At 33.8% G+C, this 26,121-nt stretch carries 22 protein-coding genes; 17 read left to right on the top strand and 5 right to left on the bottom strand.

What is annotated here, in order from left to right; all coding sequences use genetic code 11:
- Positions 1–16: 16 nt before the first annotated feature.
- The 12 genes from dnaG to ribD all read left to right on the top strand — a co-directional run bounded on the left by dnaG (position 17) and on the right by ribD (position 15,578).
- A complete protein-coding gene (dnaG, locus tag J3U19_RS02580; RefSeq protein ID WP_267339944.1) occupies positions 17–1,795 on the top strand; it encodes a DNA primase in 1,779 nt (592 codons plus the stop codon).
- Between the two features lie 84 nt (positions 1,796–1,879).
- Positions 1,880–3,721 (top strand): RNA polymerase sigma factor RpoD, encoded by a 1,842-nt coding sequence (gene rpoD / locus J3U19_RS02575; RefSeq protein ID WP_267339942.1) that lies wholly within the window; start codon positions 1,880–1,882, stop codon positions 3,719–3,721.
- Positions 3,722–3,788: 67 nt separating this feature from the next.
- Positions 3,789–4,760, top strand: a complete 972-nt coding sequence (locus J3U19_RS02570) for a bile acid:sodium symporter family protein (protein WP_267345371.1) — start codon at positions 3,789–3,791, stop codon at positions 4,758–4,760.
- Positions 4,761–4,829: 69 nt separating this feature from the next.
- Positions 4,830–6,344, top strand: coding sequence for an inorganic phosphate transporter PitA (gene pitA / locus J3U19_RS02565; RefSeq protein ID WP_267339940.1), 1,515 nt, complete (start codon positions 4,830–4,832; stop codon positions 6,342–6,344).
- A 65-nt stretch (positions 6,345–6,409) separates the two neighbouring features.
- On the top strand, positions 6,410–6,862 hold the full coding sequence (uspA, locus tag J3U19_RS02560; RefSeq protein ID WP_267339939.1) for a universal stress protein UspA: 453 nt from the start codon (positions 6,410–6,412) through the stop codon (positions 6,860–6,862).
- A 190-nt stretch (positions 6,863–7,052) separates the two neighbouring features.
- Positions 7,053–7,802 carry an SDR family NAD(P)-dependent oxidoreductase gene (locus J3U19_RS02555; RefSeq protein ID WP_267345369.1) on the top strand — a complete coding sequence of 250 codons (750 nt, stop codon included), beginning with the start codon at positions 7,053–7,055 and terminating at the stop codon, positions 7,800–7,802.
- A gap of 142 nt (positions 7,803–7,944) precedes the next feature.
- Positions 7,945–8,274, top strand: coding sequence for a hypothetical protein (locus tag J3U19_RS02550; protein WP_267345368.1), 330 nt, complete (start codon positions 7,945–7,947; stop codon positions 8,272–8,274).
- Between the two features lie 355 nt (positions 8,275–8,629).
- Positions 8,630–11,086, top strand: a complete 2,457-nt coding sequence (gene thrA / locus J3U19_RS02545) for a bifunctional aspartate kinase/homoserine dehydrogenase I (RefSeq protein ID WP_267345366.1) — start codon at positions 8,630–8,632, stop codon at positions 11,084–11,086.
- On the top strand, positions 11,087–12,025 hold the full coding sequence (thrB, locus tag J3U19_RS02540) for a homoserine kinase (protein WP_267339934.1): 939 nt from the start codon (positions 11,087–11,089) through the stop codon (positions 12,023–12,025).
- Between the two features lie 118 nt (positions 12,026–12,143).
- Positions 12,144–13,433, top strand: coding sequence for a threonine synthase (thrC, locus tag J3U19_RS02535; RefSeq protein ID WP_267339933.1), 1,290 nt, complete (start codon positions 12,144–12,146; stop codon positions 13,431–13,433).
- Positions 13,434–14,006: 573 nt separating this feature from the next.
- Positions 14,007–14,459, top strand: coding sequence for a transcriptional regulator NrdR (nrdR, locus tag J3U19_RS02530; protein ID WP_267339932.1), 453 nt, complete (start codon positions 14,007–14,009; stop codon positions 14,457–14,459).
- A gap of 9 nt (positions 14,460–14,468) precedes the next feature.
- Positions 14,469–15,578 carry a bifunctional diaminohydroxyphosphoribosylaminopyrimidine deaminase/5-amino-6-(5-phosphoribosylamino)uracil reductase RibD gene (gene ribD / locus J3U19_RS02525; RefSeq protein ID WP_267339931.1) on the top strand — a complete coding sequence of 370 codons (1,110 nt, stop codon included), beginning with the start codon at positions 14,469–14,471 and terminating at the stop codon, positions 15,576–15,578.
- A 131-nt stretch (positions 15,579–15,709) separates the two neighbouring features.
- Here the strand turns inward: ribD and J3U19_RS02520 are convergent, their stop codons facing one another.
- Genes J3U19_RS02520 through J3U19_RS02505 form a run of 4 tightly spaced genes read right to left on the bottom strand, consistent with a single transcriptional unit; the run spans position 15,710 to position 19,407 of the window.
- Entirely contained in the window at positions 15,710–16,147 is a 438-nt protein-coding gene (locus tag J3U19_RS02520; protein ID WP_267339929.1) for a PTS sugar transporter subunit IIA, read from the bottom strand.
- A 45-nt stretch (positions 16,148–16,192) separates the two neighbouring features.
- Positions 16,193–17,608: a PTS fructose transporter subunit IIC gene (locus tag J3U19_RS02515; protein ID WP_267339927.1), complete on the bottom strand. Its 1,416-nt coding sequence runs from the start codon at positions 17,606–17,608 to the stop codon at positions 16,193–16,195.
- Positions 17,609–17,620: 12 nt separating this feature from the next.
- Positions 17,621–18,541 (bottom strand): 1-phosphofructokinase family hexose kinase, encoded by a 921-nt coding sequence (locus tag J3U19_RS02510; protein ID WP_267339926.1) that lies wholly within the window; start codon positions 18,539–18,541, stop codon positions 17,621–17,623.
- Positions 18,542–18,552: 11 nt separating this feature from the next.
- Positions 18,553–19,407, bottom strand: a complete 855-nt coding sequence (locus J3U19_RS02505; protein ID WP_267339924.1) for a tagatose bisphosphate family class II aldolase — start codon at positions 19,405–19,407, stop codon at positions 18,553–18,555.
- A gap of 343 nt (positions 19,408–19,750) precedes the next feature.
- On the opposite strand from J3U19_RS02505, the gene J3U19_RS02500 reads away from it, so the two are divergent.
- Positions 19,751–20,578: a DeoR/GlpR family DNA-binding transcription regulator gene (locus J3U19_RS02500; protein WP_267339923.1), complete on the top strand. Its 828-nt coding sequence runs from the start codon at positions 19,751–19,753 to the stop codon at positions 20,576–20,578.
- A gap of 1 nt (position 20,579) precedes the next feature.
- The gene (locus J3U19_RS02495; protein ID WP_267345364.1) at positions 20,580–21,545 is read left to right on the top strand and encodes a sugar kinase; all 966 of its coding nucleotides are present in this window, start codon (positions 20,580–20,582) and stop codon (positions 21,543–21,545) included.
- A 250-nt stretch (positions 21,546–21,795) separates the two neighbouring features.
- Here the strand turns inward: J3U19_RS02495 and hemW are convergent, their stop codons facing one another.
- Positions 21,796–22,929, bottom strand: a complete 1,134-nt coding sequence (hemW, locus tag J3U19_RS02490; RefSeq protein ID WP_267339921.1) for a radical SAM family heme chaperone HemW — start codon at positions 22,927–22,929, stop codon at positions 21,796–21,798.
- 198 nt (positions 22,930–23,127) lie between these two features.
- Between hemW and J3U19_RS02485 the strand changes: the two genes are divergently transcribed.
- The 3 genes from J3U19_RS02485 (at position 23,128) to zwf (ending at position 26,108) form a co-directional block, all read left to right on the top strand.
- Positions 23,128–24,000, top strand: a complete 873-nt coding sequence (locus tag J3U19_RS02485) for a D-hexose-6-phosphate mutarotase (RefSeq protein WP_267345363.1) — start codon at positions 23,128–23,130, stop codon at positions 23,998–24,000.
- Positions 24,001–24,181: 181 nt separating this feature from the next.
- A complete protein-coding gene (gene rplY / locus J3U19_RS02480) occupies positions 24,182–24,466 on the top strand; it encodes a 50S ribosomal protein L25 (protein WP_267345362.1) in 285 nt (94 codons plus the stop codon).
- A 181-nt stretch (positions 24,467–24,647) separates the two neighbouring features.
- Positions 24,648–26,108 (top strand): glucose-6-phosphate dehydrogenase, encoded by a 1,461-nt coding sequence (zwf, locus tag J3U19_RS02475; RefSeq protein ID WP_267345361.1) that lies wholly within the window; start codon positions 24,648–24,650, stop codon positions 26,106–26,108.
- Positions 26,109–26,121 lie beyond the last annotated feature (13 nt).

The following is a 26,121-nucleotide window of genomic DNA, read 5'->3' as shown; positions in this document are numbered from 1 at the left end:
TATCGGTTAAATTATCATGAAAGGTCTTATTCCTCGAGATTTTATTTTAGACTTGATTGCTCGCACAAGTATACTTGATGTGATCAGCAAACGTGTCAAAATGAAAAAAAAGGGGAATAACTACTTTGGTTGTTGCCCTTTCCATGATGAGAAAACTGCCTCTTTTTCATTGAATGAAAAAAAACAGATCTATTATTGCTTTGGTTGTGGAGCATCTGGTTCAGTTGTGAATTTTTTAATGCAATATGAACGTTTGTCTTTTCCTGAAGCAATTGAAGAATTAGCCAGTATGCAAGGAATTCGAGTTCCTTATACGGATAATAATAACCAAATAGATCAGTCCAAACAGATTGAGTCTCGAAATATACGCCGTGATCTGTATACGTTAATGGCTAAAATAACCAATTTTTACCAACAGCAATTAGCATTATCAACCTCGATTGATGCGCATAAATATCTGGAACAACGTGGACTAAATAGGGAAATTATAGCTAGGTATAAAATTGGTTACGCACCTAATTCAAGCCAATTAACTTTTCAAAATATTGTAAAGACCAAAAACGAAGCAGAGTTATATGATAAAGCAGGAATGTCAGTTAATAATGATAGAGGTAATCGATTCGATCGCTTTCGTGGGCGAATCATGTTCCCAATTCGTGATAGACAAGGTAATGTGATTGCCTTTGGGGGAAGAACTATTATTAATGATTCTGCAAAATATCTAAACTCACCAGAAACTCCTATTTTTCATAAAGGTTTTCAATTATATGGACTTTATGAAGCTTTAGAAGCTAATCGTAATCCGAAACAATTGATAATTGTAGAAGGTTACATGGATGTGGTGTCTCTGGCTCAGTATGGAATTGACTATGCTGTAGCGGCTTTAGGAACTGCAACATCAGAAGAACATATTAAACTTCTGTTTAGAGCTACTGATTCTGTAATCTTTTGTTATGATGGCGATAATGCGGGAAGGAGTGCCGCTTGGAGAGCACTGAATGTTTTATTACCCTGCTTGATTGATGGTAAAGAGATCAGTTTTGCTTTTTTACCTCAAGATGAAGATCCTGACAGTTTTGTACGTAAAATCGGTAACTCAGGTTTTGAAGATTACTTGAACACTGCGTCAAATCTATCTAAATTTTTATTTGATGAATTATTAAAGCAAGTTGATTTGAAAACACCGGAAGGAAAAGCGAAATTAAGTTCATTAGCTCTTCCTTTACTTGATCAAATAAAAGCAAAAGCTTTCCGATTAAATTTATTACAACAACTTGGGCGTTATTTGGGGTTACTTGATTTGTCTCAAATAGAGCAATTAATGCAATCAAATCGCCAAAAATACGAAATTAAGTCCCAAGAATCTGCACCAATAGCACAAATGAAGTTAACTACAATGCGTATTTTGATTGGTTTATTGCTTCAATATCCTAATCTTGCGCAACTTGTGTCCAATATTAATGCTATTGGCCAAGTAAAAATGGCTGGCATTGATATTTTTATTGAGCTACTTGAATTATGCCAGCGTTATCCTAATATAAATACTGCACAAATATTAACTGAGTGTTTAGAGAGGCCATTTTATAGACAACTCAGTCGTTTATCAACCTGGGAGTTTCATTATCAAGATGATGATATAGAATCGATTTTTACACATACTTTAAAAGAGTTATATGATAATATACTCGCCCAAAGACAAGATGAACTAATCGCAAAAGAGAGAGTCTCCGGCTTAAGTACCGCAGAGAAAAAAGAATTAGCGACATTAATACTTGTTTTATCAAAAAAAGACTAAATATATAGGGTATATGTAGATAACAGATAATGTTCTACATATATAATATACACATGACCAAATAACTAAAAGTGGATACCTTTTATGGAGCAAAATTCTCAATCACAGCTAAAACTCCTAATCATTCGTGGTAAGGAGCTAGGATACCTAACCTATGCTGATGTCAACGATCACTTGCCTGAAGAGATTATTGATTCAGATCAGATTGAAGATATTATCCAAATGATTAATGATATGGGGATTCAAGTTCTTGAAGAAGCCCCTGATTCTGATGAGTTATTACTTTCAGATAATGTCCCTGATGAAGAAGCCGTTGAAGCAGCAACAGCATTAGTTTTATCTAATGTTGAGTCAGAAATAGGTCGTACAACCGATCCTGTTCGTATGTATATGCGAGAAATGGGAGCGGTGGAACTCTTAACTCGTGAAGGTGAAATTGACATTGCCAAACGTATTGAAGATGGCATTAATCAAGTTCAAACTTCCGTGTCTGAATACCCAGAAGCAATTACTTATTTACTTGAGCAATATAACTTAATCGAAAGTGGACAAGTTCGTTTGTCTGATTTAATTACCGGTTTTGTTGATCCAAATGCGGAAGAAGTAACTGAAGAATTGCCTGAAGATTTAGAAGATAGTGAAACTGAGATCGAAATCGACGATAGTGACGATGAAAATGAAGATGAGGATGGTGATTCATCTGCTGATGAAGATGCTTCAATTGATCCTGAAGTTGCTAGAGCAAAATTTGCTGAATTACAAGAGCAACACAATAAAACATCTGAAGCTATAAAAAAATATGGACGTGGTCACAAAAAAGCACAAAAAGAGATCGAAAATTTATCAGAGATTTTCAAGCAATTTCGTTTAGTCGCTAAACAGTTCGATATACTTGTCAACAATATGAGAAGCATGATGGATCGTGTAAGAGCACACGAACGTGTAATTATGAAGATCTGCGTTGAACAATGTAAAATGCCGAAAAAACAATTCATGAATTATTTTACTGGAAATGAAAATAATATGGATTGGTATAATAAAGCATTAACTTCTAAAAATGCTTTTGCTGTTAATTTAAAAGATTTTGAGGAGCAGATTGCTGCACAAGTTAACTTATTGAAACAAATAGAGGCTGAAACTAATCTTTCTATTGAGCAAATTAAAGATATTAACCGTCGTATGTCTATTGGTGAAGCAAAAGCACGACGAGCTAAGAAAGAAATGGTTGAAGCAAACTTACGTTTAGTGATTTCTATAGCAAAAAAATACACTAACCGTGGATTACAATTCTTAGATCTAATTCAAGAAGGTAATATCGGTTTGATGAAAGCTGTAGATAAATTTGAATACCGTCGAGGGTATAAATTCTCAACTTATGCGACATGGTGGATTAGACAAGCTATCACACGTTCAATTGCTGATCAAGCAAGAACGATTCGAATTCCAGTACATATGATTGAAACGATTAATAAGTTAAATCGCATTTCACGTCAAATGTTACAAGAAATTGGTCGCGAACCGACGCCGGAAGAATTATCTGAACGTATGCAAATGCCAGAAGATAAAATCCGTAAAGTGCTAAAGATTGCTAAAGAACCAATCTCGATGGAAACGCCAGTTGGTGATGATGAAGATTCACATTTAGGTGACTTTATTGAAGATACCGCACTAGAGCAGCCATTAGATGCAGCAACATCTGAAAGCTTACGTAGTGCAACACGTGATATCTTATCAGGTTTAACACCGCGCGAAGCAAAAGTATTACGTATGCGATTTGGTATTGATATGAATACCGATCATACGCTTGAAGAAGTGGGTAAACAATTTGATGTAACACGTGAACGTATTCGACAAATTGAAGCTAAAGCGTTACGTAAATTACGTCATCCAAGTCGTTCTGATGTGCTTCGTAGCTTCTTAGAATAAGTATTTTTACCCATAAACTAAATCGCCACTTTTGTGGCGATTTTTTTAGTAAAAAAGATCGATAACTATGAATATATTCCAACGTTTGAAGATTGATCCATTCTTATTGACTCTAATTTGTGTTGTTATCACTGCAAGTTTTTTGCCTTGTAAGGGACAAACTAAAATATTTTTTGGGCATCTTACTACTTTTGCCATTGGATTGTTATTTTTTATGCATGGAGCCAAACTCTCTTTTCAATCTATTATTATTGGCATAAAAAATTGGCGATTACATGTATTAATATTTGTAACGACCTTTGTGATTTTTCCAATTTTAGGCATTATGATGCGATTTTTAGTGCCAACTTTTTTATCACAAGAATTTTATTTAGGCTTTGTTTATTTGTGTGTTTTGCCCGCAACAGTGCAATCGGCTATAGCATTTACTTCGATAGCAAAAGGTAATGTTGCTGCTGCAATTTGTAGTGCCTCAGCATCAACATTGTTGGGTGTTTTTATTACTCCTATTTTAGTTGGGTTATTAATGAATACTCAAGCGATTGCTTCAATGGATATAGTAGATGCAATTACTTCGATAATGTTAAAATTGATGTTACCTTTTATGGTTGGGCATTTATCGCGCCGTTTTATAATCAAATGGATAGACAAATATAAAAATGTTATTTTTAAAATTGATCGTTTATCGATTTTATTAGTGGTTTATGTTGCTTTTAGTGATGCAGTTATTAATGGCATTTGGGCCCAAGTTGGTTTTTTATCATTGTTAACTATAATATTTTTCTCAATTGTATTATTAGTAATTGTATTATTAATCACGACCTATAGCGCAAGACTATTTGGTTTTAGCAAAGAAGACGAAATTACAATTGTTTTTTGTGGTTCAAAAAAGAGTTTAGCTAGTGGTATTCCAATGGCTGGTGTTATTTTTCCTATATCGATTATGGGGATTATGATTTTACCTTTAATGATCTTTCATCAAATTCAATTAATGATCTGTGCTTTTTTAGCTGCCCGTTACGCTAAACGAAAAATGTAAAAATTGTTTTGCTCATTGTCCTATTCTAAAGGATAATAGTGCCGTTAATTAACAACAGAAAGATCTATTATGTTTCATCTATTTTCTGATTTAGAATTTTCAACTATTATATTATTAGTCTTTGCATTACTATTTGTGCTTTTTTATGAGGCTATAAATGGATTTCATGATACAGCTAATGCTGTTGCAACGGTTATTTATACCAGAGCATTGAAAGAACAACTTGCCGTTTTTATGGCTGGGGTATTTAATTTCTTTGGTGTGTTACTTGGTGGCCTCAGCGTAGCTTATGCGATTGTGCACTTATTACCAACCGATTTATTACTCAATGTAAGTTCAACACATGGGCTTGCTATGGTCTTTTCTATTTTATTTGCCGCAATTATCTGGAATTTAGGAACTTGGTATGTGGGCATTCCTGCTTCAAGTTCTCATACTTTAATTGGTTCCATTATTGGTGTAGCACTCGCTAATGCCTTTATTATGGATACATCAATTATTGATGCTCTCAATATTACGAAAATGATTCAAATCTTTTTATCATTAATTATTTCTCCAGTGGTTGGTCTTGTTATAGCTGGTTTAATGATTTTTTTATTGCGTAAATATTGGACACGTAAAAGTCAAAGTAAAAAAAGCAGTAAAAAAAGAGAGCGTATCTTCATGACACCAGAGCAGCGTGAAAAACTCTATGGTAAGAAAAAGCCTCCATTTTGGATCCGCATAATGCTTATTATATCGGCAGCTGGTGTTAGCTTTTCACACGGCGCTAATGATGGACAAAAAGGAATTGGTTTATTAATGTTGGTGTTGATGGGCATTGCTCCTGCTGGTTTTATTGTTAATATGAGTGCTTCAACTTATGATATTACCAATACTCGTAATGCTATCCACAATATTGAAGACTATTTTGTTACTCATAATCAAGATTTGACAACGGTAATTGGCTCTCAATCCACCGTTGATTCTAGTGTACCTATCAGCGATTTGAATCAATATCATTGTGATTATTCGAGTTCATTTATTACATTAAATATTGCTAATAATTTATTTAATAAAATGAATGATTATGAATCTCTTACTGTTGAACAGCGCTCACAAGCTAGACGTATTCTACTTTGTTTATCCGATACGGTTTCACATGTTGCTAAACAACCAAATATTTCATTAGAAGATAAACAATATTTAAAATCGGTCAACAATGACCTGCTTAAAACAATTGAATATGCACCTATTTGGATCATTATCTCTGTTGCTTCAGCGCTTGCTCTTGGTACTATGATTGGATGGCGTCGTGTCGCTGTTACCATCGGCGAAAAAATTGGGAAAAAAGGAATGACTTATGCTCAAGGTGTTTCGGCGCAAATTACCACAGCGCTTTCAATTGGTATTGCTAGTTATACTGGTATGCCAGTATCAACCACTCAAGTTCTTTCATCATCTGTAGCTGGTACAATGATTGTTGATGGTGGTGGTGTGCAAAGTAAAACGATTAAAAATATCGCATTAACATGGATTTTGACATTACCGATTTCAATTTTGTTATCTGCGTCACTTTTTTGGCTTGCTCAAAAATTAATTTAGTAGTAATAATAGAGTATAAATTTAAAATTTAACCTGAGCGTCAAAATAGGAAGGAGTAAAATATCATGGCTTATAAACATATATTAGTCGCAGTGGATTTATCACCTGAAAGTGAAGTTCTTGTTGAAAAAGCTGTTTCTATGGCAAGACCATATAATGCTCAAATTTCTTTGATCCATGTTGGTATTAACTATTCTGATTTATATACAGGGTTAGTTGATATTAATATGAATGATATGAAAGATAAAATCACAGAAGATGCACATATTGCCTTAAATAAACTGGCTGATAATGCTGCATATCCTATTGCACACACGCTTTCAGGAAATGGTGAGTTTGGTCAAGTATTAATAGAAGCGATTCATGAATATGGTGCTGATCTTGTTGTATGTGGTCATCATCAAGATTTTTGGAGCAAGTTGATGTCTTCTGCTCGTCAATTAATCAATAATACACATATTGATACACTAATTGTTCCATTGAAAGATGAAGAACCATCAGTAGAAACTGCAAAATGAGATTTAAATATTAGCCCGCTTTATTAGCGGGTTTTTTATAATATCTATATTGAATTATTGTCAAGAAGTTTGAGGTTAACTATACGTTTAAGTAAAATTATGAATTGACCAATTTTTGCTTATTTATCATATCGATTATGAAAAAGTACTCATATTTCATATTATCGTTAAGCTTATAAGGAGATTTACTATGAATATTGCTTTAGTGACTGGTGCTTCCTCTGGATTTGGGCATGCTATTTGTTGCAAGTTAATAGCTGATGGCTATAAAGTTATTGGTGCTGCCAGGCGAGCAGATAAACTACAGAAAATAGCTGATGAATTTGGGGCAAACTTCTTATCATTACCTTTAGATGTAACCAAAAAAGATGCCGTGGAATCTATTTTATTACAACTTCCTAAAGAGTTTCAACCGATTGATATTTTAATTAATAATGCAGGATTAGCATTAGGATTAGAGCCAGCATACCAAGCAGAATATAACGATTGGGAAACTATGATTGAAACTAATATTATAGGTTTAGTACATTTAACTCACCAAATTTTGCCTGAAATGGTCGAACGTAATTTTGGTTATATTATTAATATTGGTTCGGTAGCAGGTAGTTATGCTTATAAAGGTGGTAATGTATATGGTGCATCGAAAGCATTTGTTAAGCAGTTTAGCGCAAATCTACGAACTGATTTGCTTGGGAAAAAGATTAGAGTGACTAATATTGAGCCTGGCTTATGTGGTGGTACAGAATTTTCAAATGTACGGTTTCATGGAAATAATGAACAAGCGACAGAAGTTTACGAGGGTGTAGATTATATCACACCCGAAGATATAGCAAATACCGTATCATGGTTAGTTAATACACCAACACATTTTAATGTTAACTCAATTGAGATAATGCCGGTTGCTCAAGCTTCAGCGGGATTATCTATTTATAAAGAATGATAATAATAAACTTATTCGGTATTAATTGGCATATATTGTTTATTAAAAATAAAAAACTATGCTCAGTAGACAAAATACACTTGCACTTCTGCTGATGGGTTGCTATCCTTTCTTCTTGTGATTTTGATTGAGGTTTATTGCAATGACATTTTCTGAAGTAACGAAAACATTTGCGACAAGTTTGCCTGGTACCGATAGTTATGTAAAACTACGCAAGGCAATGAGGGCATTGATTCAAGAAGATCCGAAAAATGCATCGGTTTATTTTTTGATATTTGGATTTGCTCGCACTTATGTCATGTTATATGAAGATCAAGAAGTATCACCACAATTTGCCGAAGACAATCAGAAATTAATGTTATCGTACCTCAATATTCTGGATGAAGCATTGAATAAGCAAGATGCACAATGTATATATCAAGCTTTGAATAAAGTTGTTAATGAGTACGAAAACAGCAAAAAAGTTTTTTAAAATTACAGCCTGACATGAAAATGTCGGGCTGTTTTGTTTAGAGTTTAAGAAAAAAGTTTTAGGAAAAATAATGATTATTCCAACCCGTATGACAGGTATTACAGGCACCTTAGGTACTATTACACGATCTAGGGCGGGTTGATTTTTCCCAAATAAATATAAAAAACCCGCTCCTAAAAGGCGGGTTTTTTATTGTATATTGAATATTTTTAAACATTAACTATAGTTAAAAAATAGTGTTATAACATAAGTTATAAGACTAAGGGGTTTTCATAATACCTATCGATATAAAAAAGTCGAATAATTGTATTTTGAATCGTAATGGCATAAATAAAAAAGATAAGTAAGGTGTGATATGAAAGTTTTAAAATTTGGAGGAACATCTGTTGCTAACGCAGAACGTTTTTTGCGAGTTGCAGAAATAATTGAAAATAATGCTAAGCAAGAACAAACAGCTACTGTTTTATCGGCACCTGCTAAAATTACTAATCATCTAGTTGCGATGGTTGAAAAAACGGTTGCCGGACAAGATATCAAAAACAATATTTATGATGCCGAAAAAATTTTTGCTGATTTGTTAGCTGGTCTTGCAAAAGCACAACGTAATTTTTCTTACGAGGAAATGCAACGTTTTGCGTTAAATGAATTAAATCAAATCAAGCAATTGTTGGAAGGAATTCGCTTATTAGGTCAATGTCCCGATAGTATCAATGCATCAATTATTTGTCGTGGTGAAAAACTGTCAATTACTATTATGCAAGAGCTGCTTAAAGCGAAAGGTCATACTATCACCCTAATAGATCCTGTTACAATGCTGATTGCTCAAGGTAGTTACTTAGAATCTACTGTTGATATTCCTGAATCAAGTCATCGAATTGCGCAGCTATGCATTCCTCAACAAAACATTATTTTAATGCCTGGTTTTACTGCGGGTAATGAAAAGGGTGAATTGGTAGTACTTGGCCGTAATGGTTCTGATTATTCAGCCGCAGTTCTCGCAGCTTGTTTAAAAGCAAATAGTTGTGAAATTTGGACCGATGTTGATGGTGTTTACACTTGTGATCCTAGGATTGTACCAGATGCTAAATTATTAAAAACTATGTCATATCAAGAAGCAATGGAACTTTCCTATTTTGGAGCTAAAGTTCTTCATCCTAGAACTATTTTACCTATTGCACAATTTCAAATTCCATGTTTGATAAAAAATACCAATAATCCTGACGCACAAGGCACACTTATTGGTGCAAATGTTGTCGATTCTACCACCCCTGTAAAAGGGATCACTAATTTAAATAATATGGCTATGATTAACGTTTCTGGTCCTGGTTTAAAAGGTATGGTTGGGATGTCAGCTCGAGTTTTTTCGGCAATGTCTTATGCAGGAATATCTGTAGTTCTTATTACTCAATCATCATCTGAATACAGTATTAGTTTTTGTGTACCACAATCTGAACTTTTTCGTGCAAAAGAAGCGTTGAGCGATGAATTCTTCTTAGAATTAAAAGATGGATTACTTGAACCGATTGAAATTATTGAAAGATTGGCTATTATCTCAGTTGTGGGTGATGGTATGCGGACTTTACGTGGATTATCAGCTAATTTCTTTACTGCATTAGCTAGAGCAAATATCAATATTGTCGCTATTGCACAAGGTTCATCTGAACGTTCAATTTCAGTTGTAGTTGATAACGATGTTGCGGTAATGGGTGTCCGAGTTGCTCATCAAATGCTATTTGGTACAGATAAAATGCTTGATGTCTTTATAATTGGTGTTGGTGGTGTTGGTGGTGCACTTGTTGATCAAATTGGTCGTCAACAAAAATGGCTTAAAAACAAACAGATTGATTTGCGGGTATGTGGTTTATTTAATTCAAAACACAGTGTGCTTGATCGAGATGGTATTATTCTTGATAATTGGCGTGAACAAATCAAACAGAGTGAAACGAAATACACGTTAGATAGTATTATTGAATTTGCCAAAAATAACCGATTACTTAACCCAATTTTAGTCGATTGTACTTCAAGCAGCGAAGTATCGGACAAATACGCCGACTTTTTAGCTAATGGTTTCCATGTGGTTACTCCAAATAAAAAAGCAAATACAAGCTCTATGGCCTATTATTTGCGCTTACGCCAAGAAGCAGAAAAAAGTAAACGAAAATTCTTATATGATACTAATGTAGGTGCAGGATTGCCGGTAATTGAAAACTTACAAAATTTACTAAATGCCGGTGACGATCTTATTAAATTCTCTGGGATATTATCTGGCTCACTTTCTTTCATTTTCGGTAAGCTTGATGAAGGAATGTCATTGTCTGAAGCAACTAAATTGGCTAAAGAGAAAGGTTTTACTGAGCCAGATCCTCGTGATGATCTATCGGGAACAGATGTAGCAAGAAAATTACTTATTTTAGCGCGAGAAGCTGGATTACAGCTTGAACTCGATCAAATTAATGTCGAATCTGTGCTACCTACTGAATATTCACAAGGCAATATTGATGAATTTATGATTAAATTGCCGCAATTAGATTCTGAATTTAAAATGAAATCTGAACAAGCTTCAAAAAAGGGAAAAGTGTTACGTTATGTTGGTAGTATAGAAAACAATCAATGTAGTGTTAGAATTGAGGCCGTTGATAGTGAAGACCCTCTTTATAAAGTTAAGAATGGCGAAAACGCTTTAGCGTTTTACACTCGTTATTATCAACCAATTCCATTAGTACTACGTGGTTATGGAGCTGGTAATGAGGTAACTGCTGCTGGTGTTTTTGCTGATATTCTACGTACTACATCGGGTAAAATCGGAGGTTAAATGAGTTATAAATCTTTAACAGTATATGCGCCAGCATCAATGGCTAATATCAGTGTTGGTTTTGATATTTTAGGTGCAGCTATTAATCCGATCAGTGGTGTAATGTTAGGTGATCTTATTACAGTTGAAACTGCAACCGAATTTTCCCTCACAAGTAAAGGAATATTTGTTAAAAAATTACCAAGCGATCCTAAATACAATATTGTATATCAATGCTGGCAGCGCTTTTGTGAAGTAATGGGTAAAACGCTACCAGTCAGTATTACGCTTGAAAAAAATATGCCAATTGGTTCAGGATTAGGATCGAGCGCATGTTCGGTAGTGGGAGCACTGGTTGCTTTAAATGAGTTTTATGATAAACCATTTAATGAGTTTGAAATGCTTTCAATGATGGGTGAACTTGAAGGTCGGATATCTGGGAGCGTGCATTACGATAATGTCGCACCGTGTTATTTGGGTGGAATGCAACTTATCCTTGATGAAATGGGCATTATTAGTGAATCCATTCCACATTTTGATAATTGGTATTGGATAATGGCTTATTCTGGTATCAAGATATCGACAGCTCAAGCACGAGCTATTCTGCCTGCGCAATATCAAAAGGCAGATTGCATCGCTCATGGTCGATATGTCGGTGGTTTCATTCATGCTTGTTACACGAATCAACCAAAACTTGCTGCTGCAATGCTGTGTGATAATATTGCAGAACCTTATCGTAAACAATTATTACCTAACTTTGATGAAACGCAAAATCGTGTCAAACAACTTGGTGCTTTAGCATCTGGTATTTCAGGATCAGGACCGACAATGTTTGTCATTGCTGACAAGCTTGAAACGGCCCAGCAAATTGAATTGTTGCTGAAAAAATGCTATTTACAAAATGAGGAAGGTTTTACCCATATTTGCAAAATAGATAAACAAGGCACAAGAGTGATATAACTTTTTCTAAGATAGAAAGCATGAAAGTTTCCAACGTGTTATTGTTAGGTCTACAAATGACTAACAGATAAAATAAACAATATAAGCCTTATAAGCCTTAGGATAATCGGAAAATATTATGAAATTGTACAATTTAAAAGATCATTCACAGCAAGTTAGCTTTGCACAAGCGGTACAACAAGGATTAGGAAGAGGACAAGGTCTATTTTTTCCTCAAAATTTACCAAAATTTTCGCTAAATGAAATAGATACATTATTAGAACTGGATTTTGTCAGTCGTAGTGCCAAGATTTTATCCTCCTATATTGGTGAAGAAATTGGTGATGATGATATGCATAGATTGGTGAAAAATGCGTTTCAGTTTCCTGCTCCTGTCAAATCAGTGGAAGAGGATGTAGGTTCATTAGAATTATACCATGGCCCAACATTAGCCTTTAAAGATTTTGGTGGTCGCTTTATGGCTCAGGCTTTGGTGCAAGTCGCTGCTGACAAAAAAATTACGATTCTAACGGCGACTTCTGGTGATACTGGTGCAGCAGTTGCCCATGCTTTTTATCATCTACCTAATATTCGAGTAGTAATTTTATATCCTGAAGGCAAAATTAGCCCCTTACAAGAAAAGCTATTTTGTACACTTGGTGATAATATTCATACTATTGCGATACAAAGTGATTTTGATGCTTGCCAAGCATTAGTTAAAAAAGCATTTGATGATGAAGAATTAAAAACTGCAATTGGCTTAAATTCAGCTAACTCTATTAACATTAGCCGATTATTAGCACAAGTTTGTTATTATTTCGAAGCATTTGCACAGTTAACTCCAGCACAACGTGAGCAATTAGTAATTTCTGTACCGAGCGGTAATTTCGGTGATTTGACAGCGGGTCTACTTGCTAAAACAATGGGGTTACCAATTAAACGTTTCATTGCTGCAACCAATGCCAATGATACAGTGCCGCGTTATTTGGAAACAGGTAAATGGGAGCCTCATGCAACGGTAGCAACGCTATCTAATGCCATGGATGTTAGCCAACCTAATAATTGGCCACGTATTGAAGAGATTTATAAAAGAGAAGGGTGGGTGCTTACATCACTTGGTCATGCTGCAATTTCTGATGAAATATGCAAACAGACTGTGCGAGAACTTGACCAAAAAGGTTACCTTTCTGAACCTCATGGCGCAATTGCTTATCGTGCACTGCGTGATCAGTTACAAAAAGGAGAATACGGATTATTCTTAGGTACTGCACATCCAGCTAAATTTAAAGAAGTGGTTGAAGAAATTCTTGGTAAATCCATTACTTTACCTAAAGCCCTTAGTGAGCGTGCGAATATGACATTACTCTCTCATTACATGCCTGATGATTTTACTAAATTGCGTGATTTTTTGATCAAATTAGATTGGTAAATTGTTATTTCCGTCGTTAGTTTGGCGACGGAGTTTTTTATTCATTATTAGTATTAATCTAATTTATACGATCATTGCTTTATCTTTTTATAATTGTCCTGTTAGTGATAATTTTATGACATTAACATTAATGCTAATCTTGAATTACTATTCACATTCTTTATTTTTGAACATTATGATTGAATAAATCTTTGCATTTTTTGATTTCGCCTGTTGTTTCACTGTAAATGATTCTGATATTTTAAAGTATTCAATTTTCTACCTTATTCTTTCGCGCTTATCTTATTATCCGGTCTTTACATTATGACTAAAAACGCTTCAAATTTTATACATTAATCTACGTTTTAACATGCTGGCAATGAAAATAATGATATGAATGAAAGATGTCTTTTTTATTCATATATCACAGGTTTTTAAAGAAAATCAATGAGAAATATTGGATAATTTTAATTATGCTTAAACTAAGCAAAATTATTAATTTATTAATGAAATAATCATTCATTATTGAAACCTTGTTTTAATTGATATTTTCAGCTATTGTAATGTTAATTGTGACGTTATTAGGATGATTTTATGCACTGTCCTTTTTGTAATGCTGATGATACTAAGGTGATTGATTCACGCCTTGTTGGTGAGGGTTTTCAAGTTCGTCGTCGCCGACAATGTGTAGAATGTAATGAACGTTTTACCACATTTGAAGTTGCTGAATTAATTATGCCTAATGTTATCAAAAGTAATAAAGTTCGTGAGCCGTTCAATGAAGATAAATTGCGCAATGGTATAAAACGCGCATTAGAAAAGCGCCCTGTTGCTTTTGATGCTATTGAAGATGCAATTACGCGTATAAAATCAAAAATTAGAGCAACGGGAGAACGTGAAATACCCGCTAAACTTATTGGTAATTATGTGATTGAAGAACTTAAAGATTTAGATAAAGTCGCTTATATCCGTTTTGCTTCCGTTTATTTCAGCTTCCATGATATTGAGCAGTTTAGTAACGAAATCGCTAAACTACAACAAAAATAATTACGTTATATGATTAATGATAAAGATCAATTTTATATGCAGCAAGCAATCGAGCTTGCTAAACTTGGACGCTTTACTACTCCTCCCAATCCGAATGTTGGTTGCGTTATTGTTAAAGATGATAAGATAATCGGCAAAGGTTATCATCAAAAAGCTGGGGAGCCTCACGCAGAAGTGAATGCACTAACAATGGCTAGTGATAAGGCTCAAGGAGCAACAGCTTATGTAACACTAGAGCCATGTAGTCATTTTGGTCGAACTCCTCCGTGCGCTGATGCGTTGATTAACTCAGGTATAACTCGTGTTGTTATTGCTATGCAAGACCCTAATCCAAAAGTTGCAGGTAATGGTATTAAACGGTTAAAAGGCGCTGGAATTGAAGTTATTGTTGGTGTTCTAACTGATCAAGCTGAAGCCATTAATAAAGGCTTTTTAAAATGTATGCGCACAGGCATACCCTATGTCCAACTTAAACTCGCTTCCTCGTTAGATGGAAAGATTGCTATGGCATCGGGCGAAAGTAAATGGATAACTTCAAGTGTAGCAAGACAAGATGTTCAACAATTTCGAGCTCAGGCTGGTTGTATTTTGAGTACGCGAGCAACAGTTCAAGTTGATAATGCCAGTTTAACGGTTAGATATAATGAATTACCTAATGAGATCAGAAAATTTTATTCACAAGAAAATATTCGACAACCTGTTCGCATTATCATAGACAGTAAAAATCGATTAACAGGGAATGAAAATATCTTTAGTCAATCAGCTGAAACATGGATAGTGCGAAAGGAAAATATCCCAATTACTCAATCCAACACTAAGCTGATAATTGAATCTTCAGCTCAAAATCATATAAATTTAGTTGAATTATTAAAGCAATTAGGTAAAAATCAAATTAATTCTGTTTGGGTTGAAGCAGGAGCACATCTTGCTGGTGCTTTGATTGAAGAAAATTTAGTTGATGAACTAATAATATATTATGCACCTAAACTGCTAGGTCATAATGCAAAAGATTTATGTGTATTGCCTCATCTAAGAAAATTATCTCTAGCACCCCAATTTAAATTTGAATCTGTAACAGCAATGGGCGATGATTTAAGAATTATTTTAAAAAGAAAGTAAACTTCATTCTTGATGGTAGTTCAATAACCTTATTTTGAATAACATAACGACTTGAAATAATAAAGTGATTGTTAATAAAATAGAAATAAACTCCCATGAATTCACATTATTTTTCTCATGGGATGGTTATATTAGTTTCCTTGAAGAATTGTTAATAGATCTTCTGGTTTTTTAACTGATTGAATTCGCTCTATTGTGTCTTCATCAATCACAGCTCGCGTAAGTTGTCTTAGCACATTTAAATGTTCATTATTTTTAGCTGCTATACCAACTATAACATAAGCAATGTTGTTATCTTCATCCCATCTTATACCTTGTGGATAGTAAATTACTTTTAAACCAGTTTCAATTATACTATTTCGTTTGTCTGTAGTTCCGTGTGGAATAGCAATACCATTACCTAAAAATGTTGAAATTTGTGCATCACGATCTAACATAGCTTGAGTATAATTATCTTTTACTAAACCAGCTTTAATCATATTTTCTGCTACAGTTTGAATTGCTTGTGATTTAGAATAATATCCATCAATAATTAAAATGTCATCGGCTGTTAGTTTAAAATTATTCATTTTATCTCCTTATTAATTGAACATAACAGAATATTAAATAGTAATTTATTTAGGCATTTTCGTCGTTAATTGTCGGTTTTGATGAATACGCAGTAAACCGAATAATATTGCTCCAACTAACGCGCCAGCAAAAATACAACCAACCCATTGAAATGGATTATTAACTAATGGAAGTACTAAAAAACCACCATGTGGTGCTGGTACTTGTATTTGACAAATAAATGTCAATACTGATGCGATAGCGGAAGATAACATCATGATAGGAATGACATGTAATGGATCTTTTGCTGCAAATGGAATGGCCCCTTCGGTGATATGGGTAGCCCCTAAAATATAATTTACTATCCCAGCGGCACGTTCTTCTTCAGTAAAAATCTTATCTCGAAAAATAGTTGTTGCAAAAGCAATAACAAAAGGTGGCACAATACAAGCAGCCGAAACACCAGCCATAAAGTAGAAATTACCTTCACCCAATAACATAGTACCTGTTACATAGGCAGCTTTATTAACAGGTCCACCAAAGTCGAATGAACACATTGATCCAATAACTATTCCGAGCAGAACTGGATTGGCAGTTTGTAATGATTCAAGGAATGATTTCATTGCATTGTTAATGCCTGCTATTGGTCCACCAAGCCAGAACATACCTGATCCAATTACAAATACACCAATTAACGGCATAATAAAAATGGATTTAAGACCTTCAAATGAACGAGGTAGTTCATTAAGTGATTTTTTGACATAAAGCATCAAGTAACCGGCAGCAAAACCAGCTATAATGCCACCTAAAAAACCAGCGCCAGTAATATTGGCTATTAATCCACCAATAAACCCTGCAACCATCGCTGGCCTTCCACTTATGGAGTAAGCAATAAAAGCTGTAAAGATTGGTACCATTATGTTAAATGCTTGTCCACCTATTTTCATTAATAACGCTGCGAACTCATTGTATTGAGCATTATTTGGATCGGCAGAATAGATTCCCCATAAAAATGATAAAGCAATTAAGACACCACCAGCTACTACAAAAGGCAACATGTTTGATACGCCACTCATTAAATGTTTATAAATTTGGCGTCCTATTGACTCTTTTCTTACGAATTGATTTGATGGTGTCGTATTAATCGTGCTATTTTGTTTTCCTTTACGAATGGGAATCATTCCAGAAGTAATTTGTTCTATTAATGTTGTAGCTTTATGAATACCATCTTTAACGGGAACTTCAATAACGGGCAAGCCATCAAACCGATCGGGGTTAATGTCTTTATCAGCTGCGATAATTACACCAATAGCATTGGCAATATCATCATCAGTAATTGCATTGTCAACACCTCCAGCACCATTTGTCTCAACTTTTATCTGTATTCCTGCTTTTTGCGCAGCGCTTTTTAAAGCTTCTTCTGCCATATAAGTGTGGGCAATGCCTGTCGGGCAACCTGTAACGGCTAATATCTTCTTCATAACATTTCCCTTTTATTTAATTTGGATTACGGCTAGTTTTTCCATATAGGAACTGATTTTATTCAGTTGACCTAAGCCATCAGATTCAGCAACGTTAGCACCAGTTGCTGAGGCTTTTTTCATTGCATTCTCAATATGTTTTTGTTCTGGTAACCACTCGCTTAAAAAAGCTGCTAACGATGCATCACCTGCACATGCAGAGCTAACCAGTTTGATTGTAACGGCATCACAAAACCAAATGTGCTGTCCATTTGAAAAATAGAGACCTTTCGATCCCATTGTTAATAAAATATTTTGAGCACCAAATGAATGTACTGTTTCTATAGCAGTAATGACCTGTTTGATTGTTTGAGTTTTCAATCCAAAAATATCATTTAATTCATCATCATTTGGTTTAATTAACAAGGGATGATAAGTGAGTAATTGCTTTAAATTTGGATGGCTGATGTCCAAAATAACTTGTATATTTTGTGTATGACATAATTCCATGATAGATTGATAATAATCAGATTCAATATTATTTGGTAAACTGCCACTAATGACCAAATAACTATTTTTTTCAAGAGTATGGATAATATTTAGCATTTCTGTTTTTTTATTATCTGGAACAAAAGGTCCTTTACTTACCAATTTATATTCTTTTTGCCCATCGTTAATAAAAACATTAATTCGTGTGATATCGTCAATAAAACAAGGTATCGTATGAATTTGCATCTTAGTTAATTCTTCAACGATATATTTGCCAGTAAAACCACCAAAAAATCCTAATGCACACGTCGGTTTGTTAAATGTATGCAAAACTATTGAAACATTGACCGCTTTACCATTTGGACTGTATTTCGTATGTGATGTACGATTAACCGAATATGGAATTAACTCTTGGCAATGTATATTCATATCAATTGCAGTATTAAGTGTTAATGTATAGATCATTATTTTGGCCTCTATAATTTACCTGCACATCCACAAGTAGTAATAATTTTTTCAATAATCTTTTTCATTGCCGCTTTTGCTGGTTTCATATAATCACGAGGATCGTTAGCATCAGAGTGCTCAATAAAATAGTGTTTTAATGCATCAGAAAAAGCGATTTTCAATTCTGTTGCTACATTGACTTTACAAATACCTCGTTTAATACATTCACGAACATCTTTATCAGGAACACCTGAAGCACCATGTAATACCAATGGAATATCTATCATTGAACGGATCTCTGATAAACGCTCAAAGTCAAGTTTTGGTTCAGATTTATAAAGTCCATGAGCTGTACCTATTGCAATTGCGAGTGAATCTATTCCCGTCCTTTCAATAAAATCGACTGCTTGTTTTGGATTTGTATATAAGGCATCTTTAGCATCTACCATTAAATCATCTTCTACACCACCAAGACGCCCTAGTTCTGCTTCAACACTGACATCATAACGGTGAGCATATTCAACAACTTGTTTTACGATGGCAATATTCTTTCCGAAAGGAAAGTGTGAACCATCGATCATTACCGATCTTATACCAGCATTAATTTTGTAAGCGATATCGTTATATTCTTCATGATGATCTAAATGAATTGCTAAAGGAATGTTGTATTTTTTCGATAATTCTTCAGCAATGGCGATAATATTTTCTGTACCAGCATAACTATAAGTACCAGGTGTTCCAGCTAAAATAACTGGTGACTGTAATTCAGAAACTGTTTCTACAACGACTTGTATGGTTTCTAAATTATGGATATTAAAGGCAGGAACGGCATAATGTTCTTTTTGTGCTTTTTTTAACATATTGTGAGTGGAAATGATAGACATGTGTTTTCTCCTTAAATTTGCATAAATTACCAAACATAATAACTTTTTAATTGAAAGGTATTAATAAAAATTATGCTTGCAAAACGAAAGTTATACTAGTGTTAATAGAGTGAGAAAGATCACAAAAATGGATTTTAATATTCAAAAAATAATAAATTTGTTGCTAAAGTTTAATTTTAGCGGTTAACTACTCATCAGCTATATCAGGTTGTAAAAACAATATAATCTTTCTTAATCCTTTTAAAAGGATTAAGTAATTATTGGAGCAATTAATATTGACCACTAGTAGGATAAATTTTATTATCTTCGCTTTAATAATTATCAGTTATATAGGAAATAAAATTTGGCTAGAGCGTCTTCAGCCCTACTAAAACGTCGATTAGATATTGCCCAAATCGTACGTAAGCAAGGTGAAGTAAAAGTGGATGAGTTATCTGACATGCTTCGGGTCTCGAATGTTACTATTCGACAAGATTTAACTTATTTAGAACAACAAGGATATTTAAAACGTTCTTTTGGAGGAGCGATTTATATTTCTCCAGAAAATTTGATTAATCATACAAATATTGAACCACCAAATTGTATTAATATAGGTATAGAGGGTGGTGAAATAGATTTAGTAAAAAATTGTTTAAATTATATTAATGATGGTGATACTGTTTTTTTAAGTCATGGTAATTCAATTCGAAAACTGATCCCTTTTTTGCATAATAAGAAGTCATTAAGATTGATTATGAATGACATTAGGAATGCTCAATTAGTTAGAGAATTTTCTGATGCAGAAGTTATTCTTATTGGAGGGATTTTACAAGATGGAAATACGCTCCAAAATAGTAATACATTAACTCCTATCCTTAACCAATTTCATATTTCGCATTTTATTTTTGAACTAGCAGCTATCAATGCTCATAATCAATTGATGATTGAAAATAGTGAACAACAAAATACTTATCAACAGATATTTAAAAATGCTGATCATACCATTGGTATTATGCCTCAGCGATTTTTATTATCTGATAATTATAGTATTGGAAAATTAAAACATCTGGATGTTGTAATATTATCAAAACCAGCTGTTACTGAATATCATCAACAATTATTAGATTCAGATTTTAAGCAACGTGCTATAAACAAATACTGCATAACTTATCATAATTCAAAGGTAACTTAATATGCAATTTAAAATTTGTACTATTGGAGAATTGCTTGTTGAGTTTTTAGCAAAGCGGCAAAATCAACGTTTTGATCAAACAGGTGAATTTGTTGGACCTTTCCCAAGTGGCGCTCCAGCAATATTTGCTGATCAAGTGGCAAAATTAGGTTTTTCTGTCGTTTTTTTTAGCTGTATCGGTAAAGATCCCTTTGGTAATATGTGTATTAAGCGGCTTAAGCAAGATGGGGTTATTATTGATGGTATTACAACTCATAATAAGGCTAATACGGGTAGTGCCTTTGTAACTTATAAAGGCTCAAATGATAGGGACTTTATTTTCAATATTCCTAATAGTGCATGTGGTTTACTCTCTTTCAATCATATCAATGAAAACTTATTAAAAGACTGTAATCATTTGCATGTTATGGGATCATCATTATATTCTTTTCGTGCAATTGATGCGATGCGTAAAGCAATTGATATTATTAAAAGTAAGGGGGGGACAATTTCGTTCGATCCTAATTTACGAAAAGAGATGTTTAATATTCAAGAGATGGAGCAATCTTTTGACTATATTATGGACTATACTGATATATTTTTACCAAGTGAGGGCGAAGTAAGCTATTTTGCTAATAGTGACGATGAAAGTGAAGAGCAAACAATGTTGTCATTACTCAATAAAGGTATTAAGCACATTGTAGTAAAAAAAGGGCGTAAAGGTGCAAATTATTATGGATATGATGATAACAATAATTTATTAACTTTGCATGTAGACGGTTTTAATACAAACCCAGTTGATCCAACAGGAGCAGGAGATTGTTTTGGTGCGACATTTATCAGTCTGATGTTGGCTGGTTATTCGGTCAAGAATGCATTGCAATATGCTAATGCTAGTGGTGCGTTAGCTGTATCGAAAACAGGTCCAATGGAAGGAACTTCTACATTGACTCAATTAAAACAATTTATAGCTCAGTATAAACATTAAATAATAATATTACGCTATTATTCAACTAGAAACGTGAATGAAAAAAATCCCAATAACAAAGTTATTGGGAAAACATAAGGAATAGGAAAACAATGAAATAAATGCATTGTCGGGCGTAAGTATGCACTTTTTTTCCTAAAATGTATGTAAAAATAACTAAATTATTAATTAAATGGTTAGTATTAATATCGTTAAATAAATGTAAACCATGATTCTTCTATTAATAAATTAATATTTATCCTATAATTATCTATAGGAATATTTCTAATAAAGAATTTAAAAACAGCTTTCCCCGTTCGGTTACTTGCCAACCTAGTGCATTTTCAATTAAATAATTTTGTTCAATAGCAAGATTAATTTGTTTGTTTACAGTTTTTAGCGGCAAGAAAGTTCGTTGTTCAAATTCGTGTTTAGGCACAATTTCAAATAACCGAAAACGATTCATAAAAAATTCAAACGGTAATTCTTCTTGTGTAACAGTATAAGATCTATCTAAATACCGTCCTTCTAGATACCCTTTAGGGTGACGTGTTTTTATTGTACGGATAATCTCGCCATTCGAGCTCGTAATTTTACCATGTGCTCCACAACCAATACCTAAATAATCACCGAAACGCCAATAATTTAAATTATGTTGACATTGAAAATCTGGTTTTGCATAAGCTGATGTTTCATATTGTAGATATCCATGATCAGCTAATAATTGATGACCTTGTTGATAAATTTCCCATAGATTATCATCTTCCGGTAATATTGGTGGTTTAGAACCAAATAATGTATTGGGCTCTATAGTTAATTGATACCAAGATAAATGAGGTGGAGCAATCTTAATTGCTTGTTTTAAATCATATAAAGCATCATTAACTCTTTGATTAGGCAAACCGTGCATTAAATCTAAATTAAAGCTACGTAAATTTAGATTGTGAGCAAGAGTTCCTGCATTTATGGCTTCTTCTGGATTATGTATACGTCCTAAATTTTTTAGTTTATCGGCTTGAAAACTTTGAATCCCTATTGAAATTCTGTTAACTCCTGCTTGTTGGTAACCATTAAATCTGTCCACATCAACAGAATTTGGATTAGCTTCAATTGTAATTTCTGCATCCTTATTTACAGGAATTATTTGGTTAACTTTTGTCAAAAGATTAGAAATTAATTCAGCGGAAAATAGACTTGGTGTGCCACCACCAATGAAAATTGAGTGAATTGAACGATCTGAACAAAGAACAGCATCTTGTTGCAGATCTTTAATTAAATTATCGATATATGCTGCATAATCTGGGATTTTTTTCACAGTATGTGAATTAAAATCACAATAAGGGCATTTATGCACACACCACGGCATATGAATATATAGGCTTATTGGGATTTTATACTGTAACATACAAATTTCCTGAAATTTTTTGACAAATGATAAATGATGACTTAATGAGTGCGGGTATATTACTCTAAATAACTGAAAAAATCTTATTTACATTTATATCGTTTTTATAATGTGCTCAAAAAGCGTAAAATCAATACTAGTATTTAAATTCATTTTTTATGACATTGATCGTCGATCAAGTTAAATATAGGAGTCAATATGAATATTTATAAACAAATTTTAACTAGTACTACAGAATCAAAGTTATTAACCTCATCAGTTAAACAAATAAAATTTGGTGAATTGCCTATTTTAGTTATTCAACATAATCGTTGTTGTGCTGCTGTTAGTCTGCAAGGCGCTCATTTATTATTCTGGCAACCTTCAACAGAGCAGACACCTGTTATTTGGTTAAGTAAACAATCAAAATTTGAAAAAGGCGTTGCAATTCGTGGTGGTGTACCAGTTTGTTGGCCTTGGTTTGGAGCTTCAAGAACTCCTTCTCATGGCTTTGCTCGCCTTGTTCAATGGACTCTAGATTCATGTAATGAAGATGATAATGGCGTTAATCTTGTTTTGGTACTCTCCCAAAATCAACAAACAAAATCTTATTTTGACAAACCTTTTAATGTGTCTTTAAAGATTCATTTAGGTAAAACTTGTGAAGTGACTTTGAACTGTACAGGTGACTTTGAAGCAACCAGTGCACTGCATACTTATTTTAGTATTGATAATATTAGTCATGTTATTGTTAAGGGATTAGGTGAAACTTATCAAGAACGACTTGTTGTTGAAAATAAACCCGTTACTGTTGGTCACATGACTTTTAATCAAGAAGTTGATCGTATTTATACAAATGCTAATACTGAAATAACTATTAATGATAATGTTCGAACTGTTAAACTTACCACTACTGATGCAAGTGATGTGGTTACTTGGAATCCATGGATAGATAAATCTAAAGCAATGTCTGATTTTGGTGATGAGGAATATAGATATATGGTTTGTGTTGAAGCAGGGCGTATCAATAAACCATTAAAATTGTCACTAAATAAACAGTCGACTTATGGTTTCAAGATAGAATTGATTTAATCATTTTTATTCTAGCTGTATACGCGATCAATATTATACTAAGACAATAGTATTATTTGATTGCGTTTAATTGGATAAAACTTTATAATCGCTAGCGCTTTTTTTAAAGCACCTATTTTATAGCCAACTACTGGGTCGCCTGTAATTGGTTTTTATTTTAAAACAATTAAGAGAAATAAAAATGTTTAAATTTAAAGCAGAAGTTAGAAAAGTGCATGGTAAGGGTGCGAGCCGCCGCCTGCGTCACGCTGGTCAATTCCCAGCTATTATTTATGGTGGAACTGAACCTGCAATCTCTGTTGTGCTTGATCACAACCAAATCTTTAATATGCAAGAAAAACCAGAATTTTATTCTGAAGTTTTAACCCTTGAAGTTGACGGTAAAGCGGTTAAAGCGAAAGTGCAAGCAGTACAACGCCACCCATTCAAGCCAAAACTAGTCCATATGGATTTTGTACGCGTATAATTATATTTTAATTGGATATTATCCAATCAAAGATTTAAAATAAAGGTCACCTTCATGGTGACCTTTTATTTTAGAAAAATAAGGCAAATGCCTATTATTATGGTTTACCCCATTAACTAGGTATACATAGGTAATACAACAGAATAGAATAAATCATATTCTACTATCTTAGGAGAGAACCATGTCTGATATCCCAGCTTGCGATTTAGTTATTTTCGGTGCTAAAGGGGATTTGACAAGACGCAAATTATTACCGTCTTTATATCAATTAGAAAAATATGGAAAATTGCCAAAACAGACCAAAATTTTAGGTGTTGGACGTGCAGAATGGGATCATGCTGCTTATGTTGAAGTTGCTAAAGATGCATTAACCACCTTTATGTCAGAACCATTGGATGATAATATTTGGCAAAGATTTAGCCAACGGCTTAACTTCCATAAATTGGATGTTAATAATCTTTCTGGTTTTAAAGAGCTTAAAAATAAACTTGATCAAACTCGACCAACTATTTTTTATTTTGCGATGCATCCGGGCGCTTTTGGTACTATTTGTCGAGGTCTAGCTGAAGCTGGATTAAATCAAGATCAGAATCGAATCGTGATGGAAAAACCACTTGGTACTGATCTGCAATCATCTCGTGAAATCAATGATTCAGTAGCAAAATATTTCAGTGAATCACAAGTTTATCGTATTGACCATTATTTAGGTAAAGAATCAGTTCTAAATCTATTAGCATTACGTTTTGCTAATCCATTGTTTGCCTCATTTTGGGATAGAAATTCGATCGATCATGTAGAAATAACGGTAGCTGAACAAGTTGGCATTGAAGGTCGATGGGGATATTTTGATAAAGCTGGACAAATGCGTGATATGGTGCAAAATCATTTATTACAAATTTTAACTATGATCGCGATGTCGCCTCCAGCTAATCTAGAAGATAATAGCCTACGTAATGAAAAAATAGCAGTGCTTGATGCACTTAGACCAATAAATAAAACCAACATTCGTGAGAAAGTTGTACGAGGTCAATATACAGCAGGATTTGTAAATGGTATTAATGTACCGGGTTATTTAGAAGAAGATGGGGCAAACAAAGAAAGTGATACTGAAACATTTGTAGCCATTCGTGTTGATATTGATAACTGGCGCTGGGCTGGTGTACCTTTTTATTTGCGTACAGGTAAACGTTTACCAAGCAAATGTTCCGAAGTCGTTGTTTATTTTAAACCATTACCACTTAATTTATTTAATGAATCTTATCCAGAGCTACCACAAAATAAATTAACTATTCGGTTGCAACCCGATGAAGGAATGGATATTGAAATTTTAAATAAAGTTCCTGGATTAGATAGTACACATACATTACAAACAACTAAGCTTGATCTGAGTTTTAATGAAACTTTTCATCAACATCGAGCCGATGCTTATGAACGATTATTACTTGAGGTTATGCGTGGACGACAAGCACTATTTGTCCATCGTGATGAAGTCGAAGCAGCATGGAAATGGGTTGATTCAATTATTAGCGCTTGGGAATCAGATAAAGAGTCACCAAAAACTTATCAGGCAGGTACATGGGGCCCGGTTGCATCGGTTGCCTTAATCACTAAAGATGGGTATTCATGGCATGAATTTGAATAAAGGAAAATTAAAT

The sequence above is a fragment of the Gilliamella sp. B2828 genome (assembly GCF_026537125.1).
GTDB lineage: Bacteria > Pseudomonadota > Gammaproteobacteria > Enterobacterales > Orbaceae > Gilliamella.
Note: the sequence above shows the minus strand (reverse complement) of the source record. Positions and strands in the feature narration are given on the sequence as shown.

Coding starts and splice junctions, on each gene's coding strand:
- dnaG (WP_267339944.1), top strand. CDS start 17: ATGAAAGGTCTTATTCCTCGAGATTTTATTTTAGACTTGATTGCTCGC.
- rpoD (WP_267339942.1), top strand. CDS start 1,880: ATGGAGCAAAATTCTCAATCACAGCTAAAACTCCTAATCATTCGTGGT.
- J3U19_RS02570 (WP_267345371.1), top strand. CDS start 3,789: ATGAATATATTCCAACGTTTGAAGATTGATCCATTCTTATTGACTCTA.
- pitA (WP_267339940.1), top strand. CDS start 4,830: ATGTTTCATCTATTTTCTGATTTAGAATTTTCAACTATTATATTATTA.
- uspA (WP_267339939.1), top strand. CDS start 6,410: ATGGCTTATAAACATATATTAGTCGCAGTGGATTTATCACCTGAAAGT.
- J3U19_RS02555 (WP_267345369.1), top strand. CDS start 7,053: ATGAATATTGCTTTAGTGACTGGTGCTTCCTCTGGATTTGGGCATGCT.
- J3U19_RS02550 (WP_267345368.1), top strand. CDS start 7,945: ATGACATTTTCTGAAGTAACGAAAACATTTGCGACAAGTTTGCCTGGT.
- thrA (WP_267345366.1), top strand. CDS start 8,630: ATGAAAGTTTTAAAATTTGGAGGAACATCTGTTGCTAACGCAGAACGT.
- thrB (WP_267339934.1), top strand. CDS start 11,087: ATGAGTTATAAATCTTTAACAGTATATGCGCCAGCATCAATGGCTAAT.
- thrC (WP_267339933.1), top strand. CDS start 12,144: ATGAAATTGTACAATTTAAAAGATCATTCACAGCAAGTTAGCTTTGCA.
- nrdR (WP_267339932.1), top strand. CDS start 14,007: ATGCACTGTCCTTTTTGTAATGCTGATGATACTAAGGTGATTGATTCA.
- ribD (WP_267339931.1), top strand. CDS start 14,469: ATGATTAATGATAAAGATCAATTTTATATGCAGCAAGCAATCGAGCTT.
- J3U19_RS02520 (WP_267339929.1), bottom strand. CDS start 16,147: ATGAATAATTTTAAACTAACAGCCGATGACATTTTAATTATTGATGGA.
- J3U19_RS02515 (WP_267339927.1), bottom strand. CDS start 17,608: ATGAAGAAGATATTAGCCGTTACAGGTTGCCCGACAGGCATTGCCCAC.
- J3U19_RS02510 (WP_267339926.1), bottom strand. CDS start 18,541: ATGATCTATACATTAACACTTAATACTGCAATTGATATGAATATACAT.
- J3U19_RS02505 (WP_267339924.1), bottom strand. CDS start 19,407: ATGTCTATCATTTCCACTCACAATATGTTAAAAAAAGCACAAAAAGAA.
- J3U19_RS02495 (WP_267345364.1), top strand. CDS start 20,580: ATGCAATTTAAAATTTGTACTATTGGAGAATTGCTTGTTGAGTTTTTA.
- hemW (WP_267339921.1), bottom strand. CDS start 22,929: ATGTTACAGTATAAAATCCCAATAAGCCTATATATTCATATGCCGTGG.
- J3U19_RS02485 (WP_267345363.1), top strand. CDS start 23,128: ATGAATATTTATAAACAAATTTTAACTAGTACTACAGAATCAAAGTTA.
- rplY (WP_267345362.1), top strand. CDS start 24,182: ATGTTTAAATTTAAAGCAGAAGTTAGAAAAGTGCATGGTAAGGGTGCG.
- zwf (WP_267345361.1), top strand. CDS start 24,648: ATGTCTGATATCCCAGCTTGCGATTTAGTTATTTTCGGTGCTAAAGGG.